Source organism: Methylosinus sp. LW4, from assembly GCF_000379125.1.
GTDB lineage: Bacteria > Pseudomonadota > Alphaproteobacteria > Rhizobiales > Beijerinckiaceae > Methylosinus.
Map to the genome: position 1 here is coordinate 168,007 of NZ_KB900626.1, position 16,444 is coordinate 184,450.

Below are 16,444 nucleotides of genomic sequence, written 5' to 3' on the forward strand. Positions count from 1 at the left end.
ATGTCCGAGATCGTCACCTCCATTATCGAGCGCGGCGATCTCGCCCATCTCGCGCTGTTTCTCTGGGCGAGCGCCGCGACCGCCTTCGCGCTGCGCGCCTTGCGCGAGCTGGGCGCCGCGACGCGGCGGCTCGACGCCTTCGTCCGCGAGCTCGCGCGCTTCAACCGCCGTTATGGGAGCGAATGAATGAGCCAGTCCGTGTCGCCTCTCCGCTTCGTGAAGCGCCGCGCGCGCAAGCCGCCGCGCCTCGAGCCCGAAGTCGTGTTCAAGACTTTTGTGCGGGCCTTGCAGCGCCTGCGTGAGCCGCAGCGCGGCGGCGGTCCCGCCGCGATCGGCGCGACGCGGGAGACGGCCTGATGGCGCGAGACATTCGCATTGCAAAGCCGAGGCTGGAGACGAAGCGCGCGCCGCTTCCCGCGGCGATCGGCGCCGACGGCGCCTTCGACGGATATGCGAGCCTCTTCGGCGTGCGGGACGCTTGCGGCGATATCGTCGAGCGCGGCGCCTTCGCCGCGAGCCTGCGCCGACGCGGCGCCGCAAGCGTCAAAATGCTGTGGCAGCATCGCGCCGAAGAGCCGATCGGCGTATGGACGGAGATCGCCGAAGACGCGCGCGGATTGAAAGTGCGCGGTCGGCTCGATCTTTCGGTCGTGCGGGCGCGCGAGGCCTTGTCGCTGATCCGCGCGGGCGCGCTCGACGGCCTGTCGATCGGCTTTCGCACGCTTCGCGCAGCCAGCGACGCCGAGAGTGGCGCGCGACGATTGCTCGAGATCGATCTCATCGAAATATCGATCGTCACCTTTCCTGCGCTCCCGCAGGCGCGCATCGCCGTCAATCCCGCTCTGGCGACGGCGCCGCGTCATGCGGCCGCGCAGCTCGCGCAAAAGCTGGCGAGGATTCGCATGCAGCTCGCCACGAGACGTTTCGAGGCGACGCTGCAGCGGCTCGCCACAGAGTAAGGCGCGCTCGCGGCTCGCGCCGCGCGTGAAGATCGCATCTCCAATCCCCCCTGGCGTCCGAACGTCCGCGAATAGGCCGCGGCGCTTACGCGCGCCTTCATGTCGAAAGAAAGAGGTTGTCGCCAATGTCGTCTCTCGAAACCAAGACGCTCTCCGGCGAGGAGGCGCTCGCCGATCTTCATCGCGCTTTCACGGCGTTCAAGGATGCGAACGAGGAACGCCTCGCGCAGATTGAGACGCGATTGGGCGTCGACGCGATCACCGAGGAGAAGCTGCAGCGCATCGACCGCGCCATCGACGAGACCAAGCGGCGCGTGGATCGCGTCGCGCTCGATCTCGCGCGGCCCCGACTCGCGTCGACGCCGAACGGCGATGCGCCCGCGCGCGAGCACAAATCGGCGTTTTCTCTCTATATCCGCAGCGGCGAAGCCTCCGGCCTCAAGGCGCTCGAATCCAAGGCGCTGTCCGCCGGCTCCGGCCCGGACGGCGGATATCTCGTGCCGACTCCTGCGGAGCAGGAGATATTGCATCGGCTCGCGCATTTGTCGCCTATTCGCGCCATCGCCAGCGTGCGTGAAATCTCGACGCATTCGCTGCGCAAAGCCTATTCCACGCAGGGGCCGGCTTCGGGATGGGCGGCGGAAACCGATCCGCGAACGCAAACCGCCAGCCAGCAGATCGTCGATCTCAATTTTCCGGCGATGGAGCTCTACGCCATGCCGGCGGCGACGCAGACGCTGCTCGACGATTCCGCGATCGATGTGGAGAAGTGGATCGCAGAAGAGGTGCAGACCGTCTTCGCCGAGCAGGAAGGCGCCGCCTTCGTGAACGGCAATGGAACCGACAAGCCGAAGGGCTTTCTCGCTTACGCCACGGTCGCGGACGCGAGCTGGAGCTGGGGCAATATCGGCTATGTCGCGACTGGCGTCTCCGGCGGATTTGCGGCGAGCAATCCGTCCGACGCTCTCTTCAATCTCGTCTATGCGCTGCGCGCCGGCTATCGCCAGAACGGCAAATTCGTGCTCAACCGGCAGACGCAATCGGCCATTCGCAAATTCAAATCGACGACCGGCGAATATCTATGGGCTCCGCCCGCGAGCCTCGATCAGCCGGCGTCGCTGCTGAACTTTCCCGTGGTCGAAGCCGAAGACATGCCCAACATGGGCGCCGACAGCCTCTCCGTCGCATTCGGCGATTTCGCGCGCGGCTATCTCGTGGTCGATCGGCTCGGCGTGCGCGTGCTGCGCGATCCTTATTCCGCGAAGCCTTACGTGCTCTTCTACACGACCAAGCGCGTCGGCGGCGGCGTGCAGGATTTCGAGGCGATCAAGCTGCTGAAATTCGGCGTCGCCTGATCGAACAGGCAGAAATGCGAGCGGCGCGCGACAGTGCCGCTCGCAACCGCGAAAATCGCTCGTCATTCACGAATGGACAGCCGAATGATTCCCAATCTCCTGACGGCGCCGGCGCTGGAGCCGGTCTCGCTCGACGAGGCGAAGGCCTGGCTGCGGATCGATTCCACCGATGAGGATCCGTTGCTGGCGGCTTTGATCGTCTCGGCGCGCCTCACGCTCGAAGCCTACACGCGCCGCTTCTTCGTCACGCAGAGCTGGCGCATGCGGCTCGACGCCTGGCCCGCGCAGACATTGCGACGCGGCGCGCTCGCCATACCATTCGCGCCCTTTCGTAGCGTTTCCGCCATTCGCGTCTATGAGTCCGGCGACGTCGCCCGGACGCTCGACAGCGCCTCCTTTCGCGCGGCGCCGGCGCGCGACGCCGGACGCGTGGTCTTTCTCTCGCCGCCGCCGCGGCCGGGCCGGCCCTTCGACGGAATCGAGATCGATCTCGTCGCAGGCTATGGCGATAGCGCCGCCGATACGCCGGAGCCTCTGCGCCGCGCCATTCTCGCGCTCGTCGGGCATTGGCACGAGAATCGTGGCGATGCGGGCGACGCCTCCGCGCCTTTGCCGACCATCGCAATGGCTTTGGCGAAGCCGTTTCGACGCGAGCGTCTGACATGAACGCGCCGAAGATCGGCGAGATGCGCCTGCGCATGAGCCTCGAGGCGCCGGTGGACATGGCGGACGACAGCGGCACGATGACGCGAAGCTATGTCGCTCTCGGCGCCATTTGGGTGAAGCTCACACCGCTGTCCGCCGAGGCGCGCTTCGTCGAGGATCGTCAGGAGATGGCGATCCAATGGATCGCGCAAGCCCGATGGCGCGGCGATGTGACGAGCGAGATGCGTCTCGTCGATGGCGCGCGCGAGCTTCGCATCGCTTCCGCCTACGACCCGGACGGCAGGCGCCGCTTTCTGCTCTGCCATTGTGAGGAGATCGCATGAGGCGTCGCAAATGACAATCTCGCCAGTCGTCTCGCTGCGCAAAGCCATTCGTGCGCGTCTGTCGGCGGATTCCGCGCTCGTGGCTGCGCTCGGCGCGGTCAAAATATATGACGAGGCTCCGCGCGGCGCAGCCGCGCCTTACGTGCTGCTCTCCGATGCGAAGCTGCGCGATTGGTCCACGTCGGACAGTCGCGGCGCGGAGCAGATCTTTGTGATCTCGATCGTTTCGATCGAGCGCGGAGCCGCGGAAGCGCTCACGCTCGGCCAGAGGATCGTCGATCTTCTCGACGAGGCGCCGCTCGCTCTCGAGGGACATCTCCTCATCGATCTGCGCCATCAGAGCACAGAGACGCGCCGCGAGCACAATGGCCGCTTCGCGCGCGTCGATCTCCGCTTTCGCGCGACCACGGAAGCGCAATGACGACACCGAATTCGAAAGGCTTCAAATGTCCGCACAAAAGGGAAAAGATCTGCTGCTGAAGCTCGACGATGGGAGCGGAGCCTTCGTCTCCGTCGCCGGCTTGCGCACGCGCCGCCTGTCTCTCAACGCCGAGACGGTCGAGGTCACCGACGCCGAATCGGCGGGACGATGGCGCGAGCTTCTGGACGGCGCCGGCGTGAAGCGCGCGAGCCTGGCGGGAACGGGAATCTTCAAGGATCAGGCGTCGGATACGCTCATTCGTCAGCTGTTCTTCGACGGCGTGCTTCGAGAATGGCGGATCATGGTCCCTTCGTTCGGGATCATAGCCGGCATGTTTCAAATCTCCAGTCTCGACTATCGCGGCGAGCACAACGCTGAGATGACTTTCGACATAGCGCTCGAATCGGCGAGCGCTGTTTCGTTCACTGCGGCATGAGGCGATCGTCATGGCCAATCATAAGCGGGGAGAAATCGAGGCGACGCTCGATGGCGAGCGCTATCGGCTCTGCCTCACGCTCGGCGCGCTCGCCGAGCTCGAGAGCGCGCATGGCGTGGGCGATCTCGTCGCGCTCGCGGAGCGTTTCGAAGGACGCCGACTCTCGGCGCGCGATCTCATCCGCATTATCGGATGTGGATTGCGCGGCGGCGGAAATGAGATGTGCGACGAGGAGGTCGCGCGCATGACGGTCGCCGGAGGCCTCGGCGATTATGTGAAGATCGCGGCCGATCTTCTGTCCGCGACATTCGGCGAAAGCGCAAACCCTCCGCCGCCGGGGAGCGCGAGCGGGTGACGCCGCAGCCCTTTCCATGGGGCCGAGCAATGGCGTTCGGCCTCGGCGCGCTACGTCTGCCGCCGCGTGACTTCTGGTCGATGACGCCCCGCGAATTGGCTTGCGCCGCGGAAGGCCTCTATGGCCGCGCGGCGATAGCGCCGTCACGCGACGCTCTGGCGGAGCTGATGCGCGCATTTCCTGACGGAGATCAAACGTGAGCGATGCGACGACCACTGACAGCGGCTCCCAATCATCGTTCGATCAGCCTTTTCAGGCGCTCGATCTGAAGACGACGAGGACGCTGCTCGAGGACATAAATTCGGTCGCCGCTTCGGCGACGAAGACCTTGTCGAGCGGGCTGGCGAGCGCGGCGGTGAATGGCAAGAGCTTCGATTCCACTCTCGTTTCGATCGCGCGCTCTTTGGCCAAGCTCGGCGTCAACGCCGGCGCGCAGGCTCTGACGCAGGGCGCCACGAGCGGATTGAGTGCGCTGATCTCCGGCGCATTGGGCGGCGGCGGTTCTGTGGCGCCGTTCGCGGATGGCGGCGTCGTCGCCAGCCCCACATTCTTCGCCGCGAATGGCGCTGTGGGCCTCATGGGCGAGCGCGGCGCCGAGGCGATCATGCCGCTCGCGCGCGGGCCGGATGGTCGACTGGGCGTCGCGATGCAGGGCGCCGGAGATCCGGTTGCGGTGACGGTTAATATCGCGGCGCAGGATGTCGACAGCTTCCGCCGTTCCGAAGGCCAGATCACTGCAGCCTTGGCCCGTGCGGTGGCGCGCGGTCGGCGCAATATTTGAGGAGAGCGCGATGGTCGATTTTCACGAGACGCGCTTTCCGCTCGACGTGTCGCTGAATGGACGCGGCGGGCCGGAGCGGCGCACCGATATCGTCACGCTCGGCTCCAATCGTGAGGCGCGCAATGCGCGATGGGCGCAATCGCGTCGACGCTATGAGGCGGGCTATGGCGTCAAATCACTCGCGCAGCTCGCGGCAGTCGTCGAATTTTTCGAGGAGCGGCGCGGGCGGCTGTTCGGCTTTCGCTGGCGCGATCGCGCGGACTTTTCCTCTGCGCATACGGGGCCGATTTCGCCGCTCGACCAGAGCCTCGGCGCCGGCGATGGCGCGCAGGCGCAATTTCAGCTGCGCAAGACCTATGGCGGGAGCTTCGCGCCCTATGCGCGGACGATAGCCAAGCCGGTGGCGGAGAGCGTGCGCGTCGCGGTCGCCGGCGTCGAGAAGACGAGAGGCGTCGATTTCGACGTCGATGCGACGAGCGGAATCGTGAGCTTCTCGCTCTCGGCCGTTCCAGGGGCCGGCGCCGCGGTCACGGCAGGCTTTCTCTTCGATGTGCCGGCGCGTTTCGACACGGATTATCTCGAGATCGACGTCTCGTCCTTCGAGGCCGGCGCCATCCCGAAAATTCCGATCATCGAGCTCATTCTTTGAGAGAGAGGGGCATCGATGCGTAAGGCTTCATCGGCGATGCGAGAATCGCTCGACGCTTCGGCGTCGACCTTGTGCAACTGCTGGCGCCTCGCCCGCAAGGATGGCCAAGTGATGGGATTCACCGATCATGATCGCGATCTCGTCTTCGGCGGCGTGACCTATCGCGCCGCGACTGGGCTGGTCGCGACGCAGATAGAGGGAAGCGTCGGTCTGGCGTCGGGCGGCGGCGAGGTGATCGGGGCGTTGCAATCGGACGGGCTCGTCGAGAGCGATCTCGCCACCGGGCGCTATGACGGCGCCGGCGTCGAAATTTGGCTCGTCGATTGGAGCAATGTCGAGAATCGTCTGCTCATCGACGCGACGACGATTGGCGAGGTGACGCGCAGCGAATTCGCGTTTCGGGCGGAGCTGCGCTCGCTGGCGCATTTCTTCGATGAGACGCGTGGCGACAGCTATCAGAAAGGCTGCTCCGCAGATCTCGGCGATGCGCGGTGCAAGGTCGATCTCTCCGCCTCCTCCTATCATACGACGGGCGTCGTGCTGGCGGCGACGCAAGGCGCGATCGTCGCGGCGCTCGCGGAGGCTTTCGACGATGAGTTTTTCACGGGAGGCTCATTGACCGTCACGAGCGGCGCCGAAGCAGGCGCCGGCGGCGCGATCAAATCGCATCGCCGCTTCGGCGAGACTGCGCGTCTCGCATTATGGTCACAGCTCGCGGACGGGATGGTTGCCGGCGACAGCTTCACGCTCGTCGCCGGCTGCGACAAGAGCGCGGCGAGCTGCCGATCGAAATTTTCCAATATCGTCAATTTCAGAGGCTTTCCGCATATGCCGGGCAATGATCTCGTCATCTCCTATCCGAGCTCGCTCGCGCCGACGATGGATGGCGGGAGCTTCTTTCGATGAGCGAGGTCACGCGCGCGGCGATCCTCCGTGAGGCGCGGCTGTGGATCGGCACGCCCTATCGGCATCAGGCGTCGCTCATTCATGTCGGCTGCGATTGTCTCGGTCTCGTGCGCGGCGTGTGGCGCGCTGTCGTGGGGCCGGAGCCGGAGACGGCGCCGCCCTATTCGCCGGATTGGGCGGAGGCGCAGGGCGAGGAGACTTTGGCGCTCGCCGCGCATCGCCATTTCGATGTCGTCGAGATGGACTCGTTTCGCGCCGGCGATGTGCTTTTGTTTCGCTTTCGCGATCATTCGCCGGCCAAGCACCTCGGGATCGCCGCCAGCGCGACGCATATGGTGCATGCGCATGGCGGCGCCTGCGTCGCAGAGGCGCCGATCGGCCTATGGCGCAAGAAATTGGCGGGGGCGTTCGCCTTCCCCGGCGTGATTGATTGAGGCTTCGGAGGCGAGATGGCGACTCTTCTTTTGCAGACGGCGGGCGCGGCGATCACGCCGATCGGCTCGGTCATCGGCAATATCGCCGGCGCGGTTGGCGGCGCGCTCGTCGATGCGGCGCTGCAGCCCCGCGCGGGGACGCGCTACGAGGTCGGGCCGCGGCTGAAGGCCATGGACGGCGTCGCCTCCACGGAAGGAGCGGCGATTCCCCGCGTCTATGGGCGCGCGCGCATCGGCGGCCAGATGATCTGGGCGACGCGCTTTCTCGAGCAGACGAATGTGTCGCTGGATGGCGGCTCCAGCAATCGCGGCAAGGGCGGCGGCGGCGCGGCGCAGACGGTGAGCGTGTCGTATTCCTATTATGCGAATTTCGCGATCGGTCTCTGTGAAGGCCCGATCGCTTTCGTGCGGCGCATATTCGCGGATGGCAACGAGCTCGACATGACGAGCCTTCCGATTCGCATCTATAGGGGCGATGACGAGCAGCTGCCCGATGCGTTGATCGTCGCCAAGGAGGGGGCGGAGAATGCGCCGGCCTATCGTGGGCTCGCCTATATCGTGTTCGAGCAATTGGCGCTCGCGCCCTTCGGCAATCGCATTCCGCAATTCACCTTCGAGGTGACGTGTCCGGTGGCGGGGCTCGGCGCGAAGATTCGCGCCGTCGACATTATTCCGGGCGCGACGGAGGCCGGCTATCAGCCGTCGCTACAGTTGAACTTCTTCTCGCCCGGCCAGACCAGCGCGGAGAATCGTCACCAGCTGACGGCGGCGAGCGATTGGACGGCGTCGATCGACGCATTGCAGGCGCTCTGTCCCAATCTCGAGAGCGTGGCGCTGGTCGTGCCCTGGTTCGGCGACGATCTGCGCGCGGGTCATTGCACCATCGCGCCGCGTGTCGATGCGACATTCAAGACGATTGGCGAGTTCGACTATGTGTATGGGCCGTTCTGGCCGGCGGATTGGTCTGTCGCGGGGCTGATGCGCGCGACGGCGCGGCTGGTCTCGCAGATCGACGGCCGCTCCGCTTTCGGCGGCACGCCGAGCGATGCATCGGTGCGCGCCGCTATCGCCGATCTGCGCGCTCGCGGTCTTTCCGTCCTGTTCTACCCTTTTGTGATGATGGATGTGCCGCCGGGAAATGCGCTGCCCGATCCGCGCAACGGCGAGATCGGACAGCCCGCCTTTCCTTGGCGCGGCCGCATCACCTGCGATCCTGCGCCGGGGCGTACGGACACGGTGGATGGAACGAGCGCGGCGGCGACGCAAATCGCGGCTTTCTTCGCGCAATATCGCGCCTTTATTCTGCATTATGCGGGATTGTGCGAGGAGGCGGGCGGCGTCGACGCCTTCCTCATCGGCTCGGAGCTGGCGGCGCTCACGCACATTCGCTCGGCGCCGGGCGTCTATCCTGCCGTCGCGGCGCTGGCCGCGCTCGCCGAGGATGTGAAGAGCGTTCTGCGCGGCGGAACCAAGGTCGGCTATTCCGCCGATTGGACGGAATATGGCGCGCATGTGCCGGCGGCGGGCGAGCTTCGCTTTCCGCTCGATCCTCTATGGGGCGCGTCGTCGATCGATTTCGTCGGAATCGATGTCTATTGGCCGCTTTCCGATTGGCGCGACGGCTTAGAGCATCTCGATGCGCAGAGCGCGGCGAATGTCTATGATCTCGATTATCTGACGTCGCGCGTCGGCTCCGGCGAAGGATTCGATTGGTTCTACGGGAGCGAGGCGGATCGGCTCACGCAGACGCGCACGCCGATCATGGATTCGCTCGGCAAGCCGTGGGTCTATCGTGTCAAGGATCTCCTCGGCTGGTGGTCGAATGCCCATCATGAACGCGTCGGCGGCGTGGAGCTCGGCGCATCGACGGATTGGACGCCGCAGAGCAAGCCGATCTGGATCGTCGAGACGGGATGTGCGGCGGTCGATCGCGGCGCCAATGCGCCCAATGTGTTCGCCGACGCGCATTCGTCGGAAGGGGGACTTCCCTATTTTTCGCGCGGCGGACGCGATGATCTGATGCAGGCGCGCTGTCTCGAGGCCATGCTCGGCTATTTCGATCCGACGGCGGCGGGCGGCGATTTGCGCAATCCATTGTCGATTTCCTATGGCGGGCGAATGGTCGATGTGGCGCGCATTCATGTCTGGTGCTGGGATGCGCGGCCGTTTCCCGCTTTTCCCGGCTGTTCGGATGTCTGGGCGGATGCGGCGAATTGGGAGACGGGGCATTGGCTCAATGGGCGGCTCGAGGGGACGCCGCTCGATCGCCTCGTTGCGGCGCTCGCATCGGCGATCGGGACGAATGATCTCATCGTGGAGCGGCCCGCGATCGAGGGCTTCGTCGATGGCTATGTGCTCGACAGCGCAATGTCGCCGCGCGAGGCCATCGATCCGCTCGCGTCTTTGTTCGGCTTCGACGCTGTGGCGTCCGGCGGGGCTCTGCGCTTCGTCTCGCGTGGGACGAAAAGCGTGCGCCAGATCGACGACGATGATCTCGTTCCGCGCAAGGATGCGTCGCTGATCGAGCTGCGGCGTGCGCAGGAGAGCGAGCTTCCGCATGAGATCGCTTTGTCCTTCGGCGATTCGGAGTTCGATTATCGCACTGGCCGTGTGCTGTCGCGTCGGCTCGAGGGCTATTCCTCACGGCGGAGCGAAGCGGAGACGGCGGTGATGATGGCGCGCTCCAATGCGCAGCGTCTGGCCGATGTATGGCTGCAGGATATTTGGGCGGGGCGCGAGACGGCGCGATTTTCTGTGCGGCCGGGGCTCGCGACTCTGGAAGCGGGCGATGTGGTCTCATTGGCGCGCGTGGCGGGACGCAAATGGCAGATCACGCAGATCACCGATGGCGCGGCGCGCGAGATCGAGGCGCGCGCGGTCGATGCGAGCGTCTATGATGTTTGCGCGCGCTCCCTCGCCCCGCGCGCTTTGGCGTCTCCGGGCGTCATCGGTCCGCCGCGCGTGGTCGTTCTCGATCTCGCGATCGCGAAGGATGGAGAGACGGCCTTGTCGCATGTCGCCACTTTCGCCGATCCCTGGCCGGGCGCTTTGGCGATTCGGCGCAAGCTCGGCGCGTCCTTCGAATCTGTCGGGCTGATCGAGAAGCGTGCGGCCATGGGCGAAACTTTGGATGCGCTCGCGCCGGGACCGCTCGGGCGTTTCGATCGTGGCGCGAGCGTGACGGTGAAGCTCGCGTCGGGCGCGCTCGCTTCGGTGGACGATGGAAGCGCTTTCGCGCTGCGCTCGTCGATGGCGATACGCGGCGATGACGGCGCCTGGGAGATATTCGCCTTCACGCGTGCGGAGCTGGTCGCGACGAACACTTATCGTCTGTCGCGGCTGCTGCGCGGGATCGGCGGCGAGGATGCGCTGGCCGCTCGCACAGTGGCGGCGGGATCGACGGTCGTGCTGCTCGACGATGCGATCGTCGCGCTCGCGAGAGACGCTGCGGAGATCGATTCCGCGCGCGTCTATCGAATCGGTCCGGCGGATCGCGACTATGACGATCCGACCTATGTCGAGCTGGAGGTCGCCGCGACGCGCAAGTCGCTGCTTCCCTATTCGCCGACTCATGCGCATGCGCGACGCACAGCCGATGGCGTCGTCATTTCTTTCATCCGGCGCGGGCGGATCGACGCCGATTCCTGGGAGCCGGTCGATATTCCGCTCGGCGAGGAGAGCGAAGCCTATGACGTCGTCATCGCGCTTCCCGGCGGCGGCGCGCGCGCGCTGAGCGTGGCGAGCGCTTCAGCGCTCTATTCGGCGAGCGACGAGCTCGCCGATTTCGGCGCGCCGCAGACGAGCTTGGCCGTGCAGATATTTCAAATCAGCGCCCGTGCGGGTCGCGGCTTTCCGCTCGTCGCGACGCTGCCCATAGAGTGAGCTTCCATGACCGATACGACTCATTTGGCTCTGCCCTGCATCGATGCGGCGCAGGCGCAGAAGCATGTCACCCATAATGAGGCGTTGGTGCTGCTCGACGCGGTCACGCAGCTTTCCGTGATCGAGCGACGCGCCTCGCCGCCTGCTTCTCCCATCGATGGCGATCGATATCTCGTCGTCGCCACGGCGGCGGGAGCTTTCGCGGGGAAGGAGCAGAAGGTCGCGGTCCGTCTCGGCGGCGCTTGGGCGTTTCTCGCGCCGAAAGCGGGCTGGCTCGCCTTTGTGGAGGCAGAGCAGCGCATGCTGCTCTGTGACGGCTCCGCGTGGATCGATGCGGGGCTCGCGCTGCGAGAGCTCGCGGCTCTGTCGCTGCTCGGCGTCGGGACGACGGCGGACGCCGTCAATCCCCTCTCGGTGAAGGCGAGCGCGGCGCTGTTCGCCGCGCGCACGACCGCGGAGGGCGGGGCCGGCGATTTTCGCGTCAAGCTCGAGAAGGAGACTGCCGCCAACACGGCGTCGCAGCTCTATCAATCCAATTGGTCTGGGCGAGCCGAGACGGGACTTCTCGGCGACGATGATTTCCATGTGAAAGTGTCCGCCGACGGGACGATTTGGCGCGAGGCGCTTATCGTCGATCGTTCGACGGGGCGCGTCGCTTTTCCGAACGGGATGGGCGACGGCGCTTCTCTCGCGTTTCGCAATCGCCTGCGCAATGCGGCGTTCGCGATCAATCAGCGCGCTGTTTCGGGAACAGTGTCGCTCGCGGCCGGTCAATATGGCCATGACGGCGTGAAGGCCGGCGCTTCTGGCGCGAGCTATACATTCGCAACGAGCGGATTGGACACGACGCTCTCCCTTTCCGCCGGCTCCTTGATCCTGCCGATCGAGGCGCAGCTGATGGAGGGCGGATCCTATGTGCTCGCGCATGACGGAAGCGCGCAGGCGCGCGTATGGCAGGGCGCGGGCTACTCCGGCTCCGGTTCTTATGCGACGGCTTCTCGCAGCGCGCCGCTTCTGGTCTTTGGGCTCACGGCGAATGCGCAGACCAATGTCGAATTCTCCGGCGGCTCTGTCCTGCGGCCGCAATTGGAGCCCGGCGTCTATGCGACCAGCTTCGAGCGGCGGCCGCCGGGCGTGGAGCTGTCGATGTGCCAGCGCTATTTTCAGGCCTTGCTGGTCTCGCATCTCTTCACCGCAACTGCGGGCACGCAATTCGGCGGCTCGGTCATGACGCTGCCCGCGATGATGTTCGGCACGCCGACCTTGTCGGCGCTGTCGGGCGGCGTGCAGACCAATGTTCTGATGGACGGCCTCAATACGATGGGCAAGGGGGCCGTCCGATATTTCATGGCGTCCACCGCGGCAGGATCGGTCGAAGCCTATAATCGCGCATTCACCGCTTCGGCGGAAATTTGAGAGGGAGATTCGCGACATGGCCTATTCGATCATTTGCGATCTCAGTGGGGAGCCGCTGCCCGATCTGGTGCGGCGCGACGCCGATGGCGCGAGCGTCCCGATCGATGCGCCGACCGCCGACAGCCTCGCTTATCGTGAGTGGCTCGGCGCCGGGAATGCGCCGACGCCTCCGCCCGTTCCCACTCTCGCGGAAATCAGGAGCAAGCGGCTCGCTGCTGTCGCCGCGCGTCGGTGGCGCGCGGAGACGGCGGGAACCTCGGTGAATGGCATGCGCATTTTCACCGATGAGACGACGCAAGCGAAGCTCACCGCCGCGGTCGTGGCCAGCGTGCTCAACAATAATTACGCGGTGAATTGGAAGCTGGCGGATGGCGGATTCGTCATGTTGGACCATGCGGCCTTGATCGCCGTCGCGCAGGGCGTGCGGGCGCATGTGCAGAGCTGCTTCGATCGCGAAGCGCAGCTCGTCGCTGCCATCCTCGCGGCGCAGGACAGCGCAGCGCTCGCGTCGATCGACATAGACTCGGCCTGGCCGGGCTGAGGCGGCGCGCCGCGCCTTTTTCACGAGCGAAAGGACTTCGACATGATCGATATGAAAGCGCCGGCGCGCTCCGCGCCGCGCGCAGGCTTTGTGCTGGGCGAAGCCTGCGAGGCGAAGCTCATAGGCGTGCATCCCGATCTCGTGCGCGTGGTGCGGGCGGCCGCCGCGCGCTGCGAGCAGAAATTCGTGGTGTTCGAAGGCGTGCGGACAATCGCGCGCGAGCGCTCGCTCATCGCCCGCGGCGCGTCGGCGCTGAAGAATCCCTTCCGCTGCCGGCATGTGCCGACGCTGGACCCGCGGCATGGGCTCGTCGGACATGCGGTCGATCTCGTTCCGCTCGTCGATGGGCGGCCGCAATGGTCGTGGCCGCAGATCTATCCGATCGCGCGCGCGATGAAGGCGGCGGCGCAGGCGGAGCATGTGACGATCGAATGGGGCGGCGATTGGCGCGCGCTGAGGGATGGCCCGCACTATCAGCTGCCATGGGCGCTCTATCCGTGACGGCGGCGCATCGATTTCCGCGCCGGGCGGTTTCCCGGCGAAACGAAAGGATGACGACTATGGGTCTTTCGCTTTCTTCCGCTTATGCGTGGCTGCTCGCTCGGGTCGAGGAGCCGTCGACCTGGGCCGGGACGGGCGTGGTGGCCGCGATCGTGCATTCGGTGGCTCCGGGCGCGCTGGGCGATGGCGTGCTGGCGGCGGGCGCCGCGCTCGGCGGGCTGATCGCGATCGTCGCGCCGGAAAAGGCCGCGGACTGAGGCCGTGGGCGGCGCCGGAGCCTTATTCGGCGCCGCCCTCGTTCGGACGTTCACTTGGCGTTCACTTGGCGTTCAGCCGGCGCATCGCATAGAGTTTGCGGGGAAAAGCGAGAATGCGTCGAATCGTGTCGAAATTGCTGGCTCTCATCGTGGCCGCGCCGCAGGCCGCATCTGCGATGGCCGCGGATCGGCCGGCGCTGCAATGCCTGCCGATCGCCGAGACCCGCCAGCTCATCTCCGATCGGCGGCTCGGCGATCCTTTCGCGCTGATGCAGGCCGCGAGCGTCGCCGCCCATGCGGAACCGATCAACGCCAAGCTCTGCCGCGAGCATGAGGAGCTGGTCTATGAGATCAGCCTGCTGCGCCGCGATGGGCGAGTGGTGCGGATTTATCTCGACGCGGCGACCGGCCAGCCGCATGCTGGCCATAAAGAGCATTGAAAAGACGATTCGTCTGGGTGACGGAGGCGGGGCTTGCGGCTGCTGGTCGTGGAGGATGACAAGGATTTGAACCGGCAGCTCGTCTCCGCGCTGGAGCAGGCGGGCTATGCGGTCGATCGCGCCTATGATGGCGAGGAGGGGCATTTTCTCGGCGACACCGAGCCCTATGACGCTGTGGTGCTCGATATCGGCCTGCCGAAAAAGGACGGCGTCACCGTGCTCGAGGAGTGGCGCGCCGCCGGGCGGATCATGCCGGTCTTGATCCTCACCGCGCGTGACCGTTGGAGCGACAAGGTGCAGGGCTTCGACGCCGGCGCCGATGATTATGTGGCCAAGCCTTTCCATATGGAGGAGCTGCTCGCGCGGCTGCGCGCGCTGCTGCGCCGGGCGGCCGGCCACGCCACCAGCGAGATCGTCTGCGGCCCCGTTCGGCTCGACACCAAGGCCGGACGCGTCGTCGTCGATGGCGCGGCTGTGAAGCTCACCTCGCATGAATATCGGCTGCTCGCTTATTTGATGCACCATTCCGGGCGCGTCGTGTCGCGCGGCGAGATCGTCGAGCATCTCTACGATCAGGACTTCGACCGCGACTCCAACACGATCGAGGTGTTCGTCGGTCGGCTGCGCAAGAAGCTCGGCGTCGATCTCATTCAGACGGTGCGCGGGCTCGGCTATATGGCGGCGCCGCCCGAGCCGGCGAAGCGCTGAAGACGCGATGCGGCGATTGGGCTTTCCGGGGCGATCGATCGCGGCGCGGCTGTTCTTCGCCGCTGCGGCGCTCAGCTCCGTCATGCTGATGATCGCCGGCCTCGCTCTCACCGAATATTATCGACGCACGGCGGAAGATGTGTTCGAGCAGCGGCTCGGCGTCTATCTGCGCGCCATTGTCGCCGATGTTTCGGAGTCGGGCGAGGATGGACGCAGCGGGCCGGGCCAGCTCGGCGATCCGCAATTCGAGCTGGCGCGCTCCGGCTGGTATTGGCAGATCACCCGCCTCGACGATGAAGCGCATGAGATAAAAGCCTCGCGTTCGCTGTTCGCCGCGAAGCTGCCGAAGCTCTCCGATCTGCATGTGCCGGCGGAGACCGGCGGCGTCAGGCGCGGCGTCGCTCTGGGGCCGGACGGGCGCTGGCTGCGCATCGTCGAGCGCGTCATCGACGTCGGCGACACGGGCGTCTATCTCGTGCAAGTGGCGGCGACGACGGAGGAGACCGAGAATCAGATCGCGCGCTTTCGCTGGTCGCTCATCGTCGCCTTCTCGCTGCTCGCCATTGCGCTGGCGCTCGCCACGGCCGTGCAGGTGAGCGTCGGCCTGCGGCCGCTGAAGCTGCTGCAAAGGGAATTGTCGCTCATTCGCCGCGGCGAGCGCGGACGCATAGAGAGCGCCTATCCGACCGAGGTGGCGCCGCTCGCCGAGGAGCTCAATCTGATGATCTCCGCCAATCGCGACATTGTGGAGCGCTCGCGCACGCAGGTCGGCAATCTCGCCCATGCTCTGAAGACGCCGCTCAGCGTCATCGTCAATGAGGCGGACGCCGCGCCCTCGCCGCTCGCCGCCAAGGTGAGCGAGCAGGCGACGCTGATGCGCGATCAGATCTCCTTCTATCTCGAGCGCGCGCGGGCGGCCGCGCGCGCCGGCGCCATAGGCGCGACGACGGAGGTCGCGCCCGTGGTGGCGGCGCTGCTGCGCACTTTCGGCAAAATCTACGGCGAGCGCGGAGTCGCCTTTTCCGGCGAGGCGGCGGCGGAGCTGCGCTTTCTCGGCGAGCGGCAGGACCTCGAGGAGATCGTCGGCAATCTGCTCGACAACGCCGGTAAATGGGCCGCGAGCGAGGTGCGCCTGTCCGTGGCGCTGGAGAACGCCGAGGCGGGGCGAAGCCGGCTCGTTTTCACCATTGACGATGATGGTCCGGGCCTCGCGGCGGAGCTTCGCGCGCAGGCGACGCGGCGCGGCCAGCGGCTCGACGAGACGCGGCCGGGGACGGGGCTCGGCCTCTCCATCGTCGCGCATCTCACCGCCGATTATGGCGGCGCGCTCTCGCTCGACGACAGTCCGCTCGGCGGGCTCAGAGCGCAGGCGCGATTGCCGGGCCTTTGACAGAGTGCGGGCCTTGCGGCAAAG

Annotated in this window: 22 protein-coding genes; all 22 read left to right on the forward strand. The window is 66.1% G+C overall.

Going from position 1 to position 16,444, the window contains the following annotated elements; all coding sequences use genetic code 11:
* Positions 1-186 (forward strand): hypothetical protein, encoded by a 186-nt coding sequence (locus METLW4_RS0100795; protein ID WP_018264293.1) that lies wholly within the window; start codon positions 1-3, stop codon positions 184-186.
* Positions 187-357 carry a hypothetical protein gene (locus METLW4_RS27500; RefSeq protein WP_018264294.1) on the forward strand — a complete coding sequence of 57 codons (171 nt, stop codon included), beginning with the start codon at positions 187-189 and terminating at the stop codon, positions 355-357.
* A complete protein-coding gene (locus tag METLW4_RS0100805; RefSeq protein ID WP_018264295.1) occupies positions 357-959 on the forward strand; it encodes an HK97 family phage prohead protease in 603 nt (200 codons plus the stop codon). Before METLW4_RS27500 ends, METLW4_RS0100805 begins: the two co-directional genes overlap by 1 nt.
* Before the next feature lie 125 nt (positions 960-1,084).
* Complete coding sequence (locus tag METLW4_RS0100810; RefSeq protein WP_018264296.1) at positions 1,085-2,314, forward strand: phage major capsid protein; 1,230 nt, start codon at positions 1,085-1,087, stop codon at positions 2,312-2,314.
* A gap of 84 nt (positions 2,315-2,398) precedes the next feature.
* Entirely contained in the window at positions 2,399-2,980 is a 582-nt protein-coding gene (locus METLW4_RS0100815; protein WP_043331613.1) for a head-tail connector protein, read from the forward strand.
* Entirely contained in the window at positions 2,977-3,303 is a 327-nt protein-coding gene (locus METLW4_RS0100820) for a phage head closure protein (RefSeq protein ID WP_018264298.1), read from the forward strand. The genes METLW4_RS0100815 and METLW4_RS0100820 overlap by 4 nt, the downstream gene beginning before the upstream one ends.
* A gap of 10 nt (positions 3,304-3,313) precedes the next feature.
* Positions 3,314-3,724: a DUF3168 domain-containing protein gene (locus tag METLW4_RS0100825; protein ID WP_018264299.1), complete on the forward strand. Its 411-nt coding sequence runs from the start codon at positions 3,314-3,316 to the stop codon at positions 3,722-3,724.
* A gap of 25 nt (positions 3,725-3,749) precedes the next feature.
* Positions 3,750-4,160: a phage major tail protein, TP901-1 family gene (locus METLW4_RS0100830; RefSeq protein WP_018264300.1), complete on the forward strand. Its 411-nt coding sequence runs from the start codon at positions 3,750-3,752 to the stop codon at positions 4,158-4,160.
* A gap of 10 nt (positions 4,161-4,170) precedes the next feature.
* A complete protein-coding gene (locus tag METLW4_RS0100835) occupies positions 4,171-4,515 on the forward strand; it encodes a gene transfer agent family protein (RefSeq protein ID WP_018264301.1) in 345 nt (114 codons plus the stop codon).
* Positions 4,512-4,715 carry a rcc01693 family protein gene (locus METLW4_RS26820; RefSeq protein ID WP_256377837.1) on the forward strand — a complete coding sequence of 68 codons (204 nt, stop codon included), beginning with the start codon at positions 4,512-4,514 and terminating at the stop codon, positions 4,713-4,715. Before METLW4_RS0100835 ends, METLW4_RS26820 begins: the two co-directional genes overlap by 4 nt.
* Positions 4,712-5,296 (forward strand): phage tail tape measure protein, encoded by a 585-nt coding sequence (locus METLW4_RS0100845; RefSeq protein WP_018264303.1) that lies wholly within the window; start codon positions 4,712-4,714, stop codon positions 5,294-5,296. Before METLW4_RS26820 ends, METLW4_RS0100845 begins: the two co-directional genes overlap by 4 nt.
* A gap of 10 nt (positions 5,297-5,306) precedes the next feature.
* Positions 5,307-5,945: a DUF2460 domain-containing protein gene (locus METLW4_RS0100850; protein ID WP_018264304.1), complete on the forward strand. Its 639-nt coding sequence runs from the start codon at positions 5,307-5,309 to the stop codon at positions 5,943-5,945.
* A 15-nt stretch (positions 5,946-5,960) separates the two neighbouring features.
* On the forward strand, positions 5,961-6,851 hold the full coding sequence (locus METLW4_RS0100855; RefSeq protein ID WP_026191144.1) for a DUF2163 domain-containing protein: 891 nt from the start codon (positions 5,961-5,963) through the stop codon (positions 6,849-6,851).
* The gene (locus METLW4_RS0100860; protein WP_018264306.1) at positions 6,848-7,285 is read left to right on the forward strand and encodes an NlpC/P60 family protein; all 438 of its coding nucleotides are present in this window, start codon (positions 6,848-6,850) and stop codon (positions 7,283-7,285) included. The genes METLW4_RS0100855 and METLW4_RS0100860 overlap by 4 nt, the downstream gene beginning before the upstream one ends.
* A gap of 15 nt (positions 7,286-7,300) precedes the next feature.
* Positions 7,301-11,167, forward strand: coding sequence for a baseplate multidomain protein megatron (locus METLW4_RS0100865; RefSeq protein WP_026191145.1), 3,867 nt, complete (start codon positions 7,301-7,303; stop codon positions 11,165-11,167).
* A 6-nt stretch (positions 11,168-11,173) separates the two neighbouring features.
* Positions 11,174-12,583, forward strand: coding sequence for a DUF2793 domain-containing protein (locus tag METLW4_RS26160; RefSeq protein ID WP_018264308.1), 1,410 nt, complete (start codon positions 11,174-11,176; stop codon positions 12,581-12,583).
* A 16-nt stretch (positions 12,584-12,599) separates the two neighbouring features.
* Entirely contained in the window at positions 12,600-13,124 is a 525-nt protein-coding gene (locus tag METLW4_RS26165; RefSeq protein WP_018264309.1) for a DUF4376 domain-containing protein, read from the forward strand.
* Between the two features lie 42 nt (positions 13,125-13,166).
* Entirely contained in the window at positions 13,167-13,625 is a 459-nt protein-coding gene (locus METLW4_RS0100885; RefSeq protein ID WP_018264310.1) for a M15 family metallopeptidase, read from the forward strand.
* A gap of 59 nt (positions 13,626-13,684) precedes the next feature.
* The gene (locus METLW4_RS0100890; RefSeq protein WP_018264311.1) at positions 13,685-13,882 is read left to right on the forward strand and encodes a hypothetical protein; all 198 of its coding nucleotides are present in this window, start codon (positions 13,685-13,687) and stop codon (positions 13,880-13,882) included.
* A 113-nt stretch (positions 13,883-13,995) separates the two neighbouring features.
* Entirely contained in the window at positions 13,996-14,322 is a 327-nt protein-coding gene (locus tag METLW4_RS23575) for a PepSY domain-containing protein (RefSeq protein ID WP_018264312.1), read from the forward strand.
* Between the two features lie 33 nt (positions 14,323-14,355).
* On the forward strand, positions 14,356-15,030 hold the full coding sequence (locus tag METLW4_RS0100900; protein WP_018264313.1) for a response regulator transcription factor: 675 nt from the start codon (positions 14,356-14,358) through the stop codon (positions 15,028-15,030).
* A 7-nt stretch (positions 15,031-15,037) separates the two neighbouring features.
* Entirely contained in the window at positions 15,038-16,420 is a 1,383-nt protein-coding gene (locus METLW4_RS0100905; RefSeq protein WP_026191147.1) for a sensor histidine kinase, read from the forward strand.
* The last annotated feature ends 24 nt before the right edge of the window (positions 16,421-16,444 follow it).

Coding starts and splice junctions, on each gene's coding strand:
- METLW4_RS0100810 (WP_018264296.1), top strand. CDS start 1,085: ATGTCGTCTCTCGAAACCAAGACGCTCTCCGGCGAGGAGGCGCTCGCC.
- METLW4_RS0100890 (WP_018264311.1), top strand. CDS start 13,685: ATGGGTCTTTCGCTTTCTTCCGCTTATGCGTGGCTGCTCGCTCGGGTC.
- METLW4_RS0100865 (WP_026191145.1), top strand. CDS start 7,301: ATGGCGACTCTTCTTTTGCAGACGGCGGGCGCGGCGATCACGCCGATC.
- METLW4_RS0100855 (WP_026191144.1), top strand. CDS start 5,961: ATGCGTAAGGCTTCATCGGCGATGCGAGAATCGCTCGACGCTTCGGCG.
- METLW4_RS0100860 (WP_018264306.1), top strand. CDS start 6,848: ATGAGCGAGGTCACGCGCGCGGCGATCCTCCGTGAGGCGCGGCTGTGG.
- METLW4_RS26165 (WP_018264309.1), top strand. CDS start 12,600: ATGGCCTATTCGATCATTTGCGATCTCAGTGGGGAGCCGCTGCCCGAT.
- METLW4_RS23575 (WP_018264312.1), top strand. CDS start 13,996: ATGCGTCGAATCGTGTCGAAATTGCTGGCTCTCATCGTGGCCGCGCCG.
- METLW4_RS0100830 (WP_018264300.1), top strand. CDS start 3,750: ATGTCCGCACAAAAGGGAAAAGATCTGCTGCTGAAGCTCGACGATGGG.
- METLW4_RS0100805 (WP_018264295.1), top strand. CDS start 357: ATGGCGCGAGACATTCGCATTGCAAAGCCGAGGCTGGAGACGAAGCGC.
- METLW4_RS0100815 (WP_043331613.1), top strand. CDS start 2,399: ATGATTCCCAATCTCCTGACGGCGCCGGCGCTGGAGCCGGTCTCGCTC.
- METLW4_RS27500 (WP_018264294.1), top strand. CDS start 187: ATGAGCCAGTCCGTGTCGCCTCTCCGCTTCGTGAAGCGCCGCGCGCGC.
- METLW4_RS0100905 (WP_026191147.1), top strand. CDS start 15,038: ATGCGGCGATTGGGCTTTCCGGGGCGATCGATCGCGGCGCGGCTGTTC.
- METLW4_RS0100850 (WP_018264304.1), top strand. CDS start 5,307: ATGGTCGATTTTCACGAGACGCGCTTTCCGCTCGACGTGTCGCTGAAT.
- METLW4_RS0100825 (WP_018264299.1), top strand. CDS start 3,314: ATGACAATCTCGCCAGTCGTCTCGCTGCGCAAAGCCATTCGTGCGCGT.
- METLW4_RS26160 (WP_018264308.1), top strand. CDS start 11,174: ATGACCGATACGACTCATTTGGCTCTGCCCTGCATCGATGCGGCGCAG.
- METLW4_RS0100835 (WP_018264301.1), top strand. CDS start 4,171: ATGGCCAATCATAAGCGGGGAGAAATCGAGGCGACGCTCGATGGCGAG.
- METLW4_RS0100795 (WP_018264293.1), top strand. CDS start 1: ATGTCCGAGATCGTCACCTCCATTATCGAGCGCGGCGATCTCGCCCAT.
- METLW4_RS0100885 (WP_018264310.1), top strand. CDS start 13,167: ATGATCGATATGAAAGCGCCGGCGCGCTCCGCGCCGCGCGCAGGCTTT.
- METLW4_RS0100820 (WP_018264298.1), top strand. CDS start 2,977: ATGAACGCGCCGAAGATCGGCGAGATGCGCCTGCGCATGAGCCTCGAG.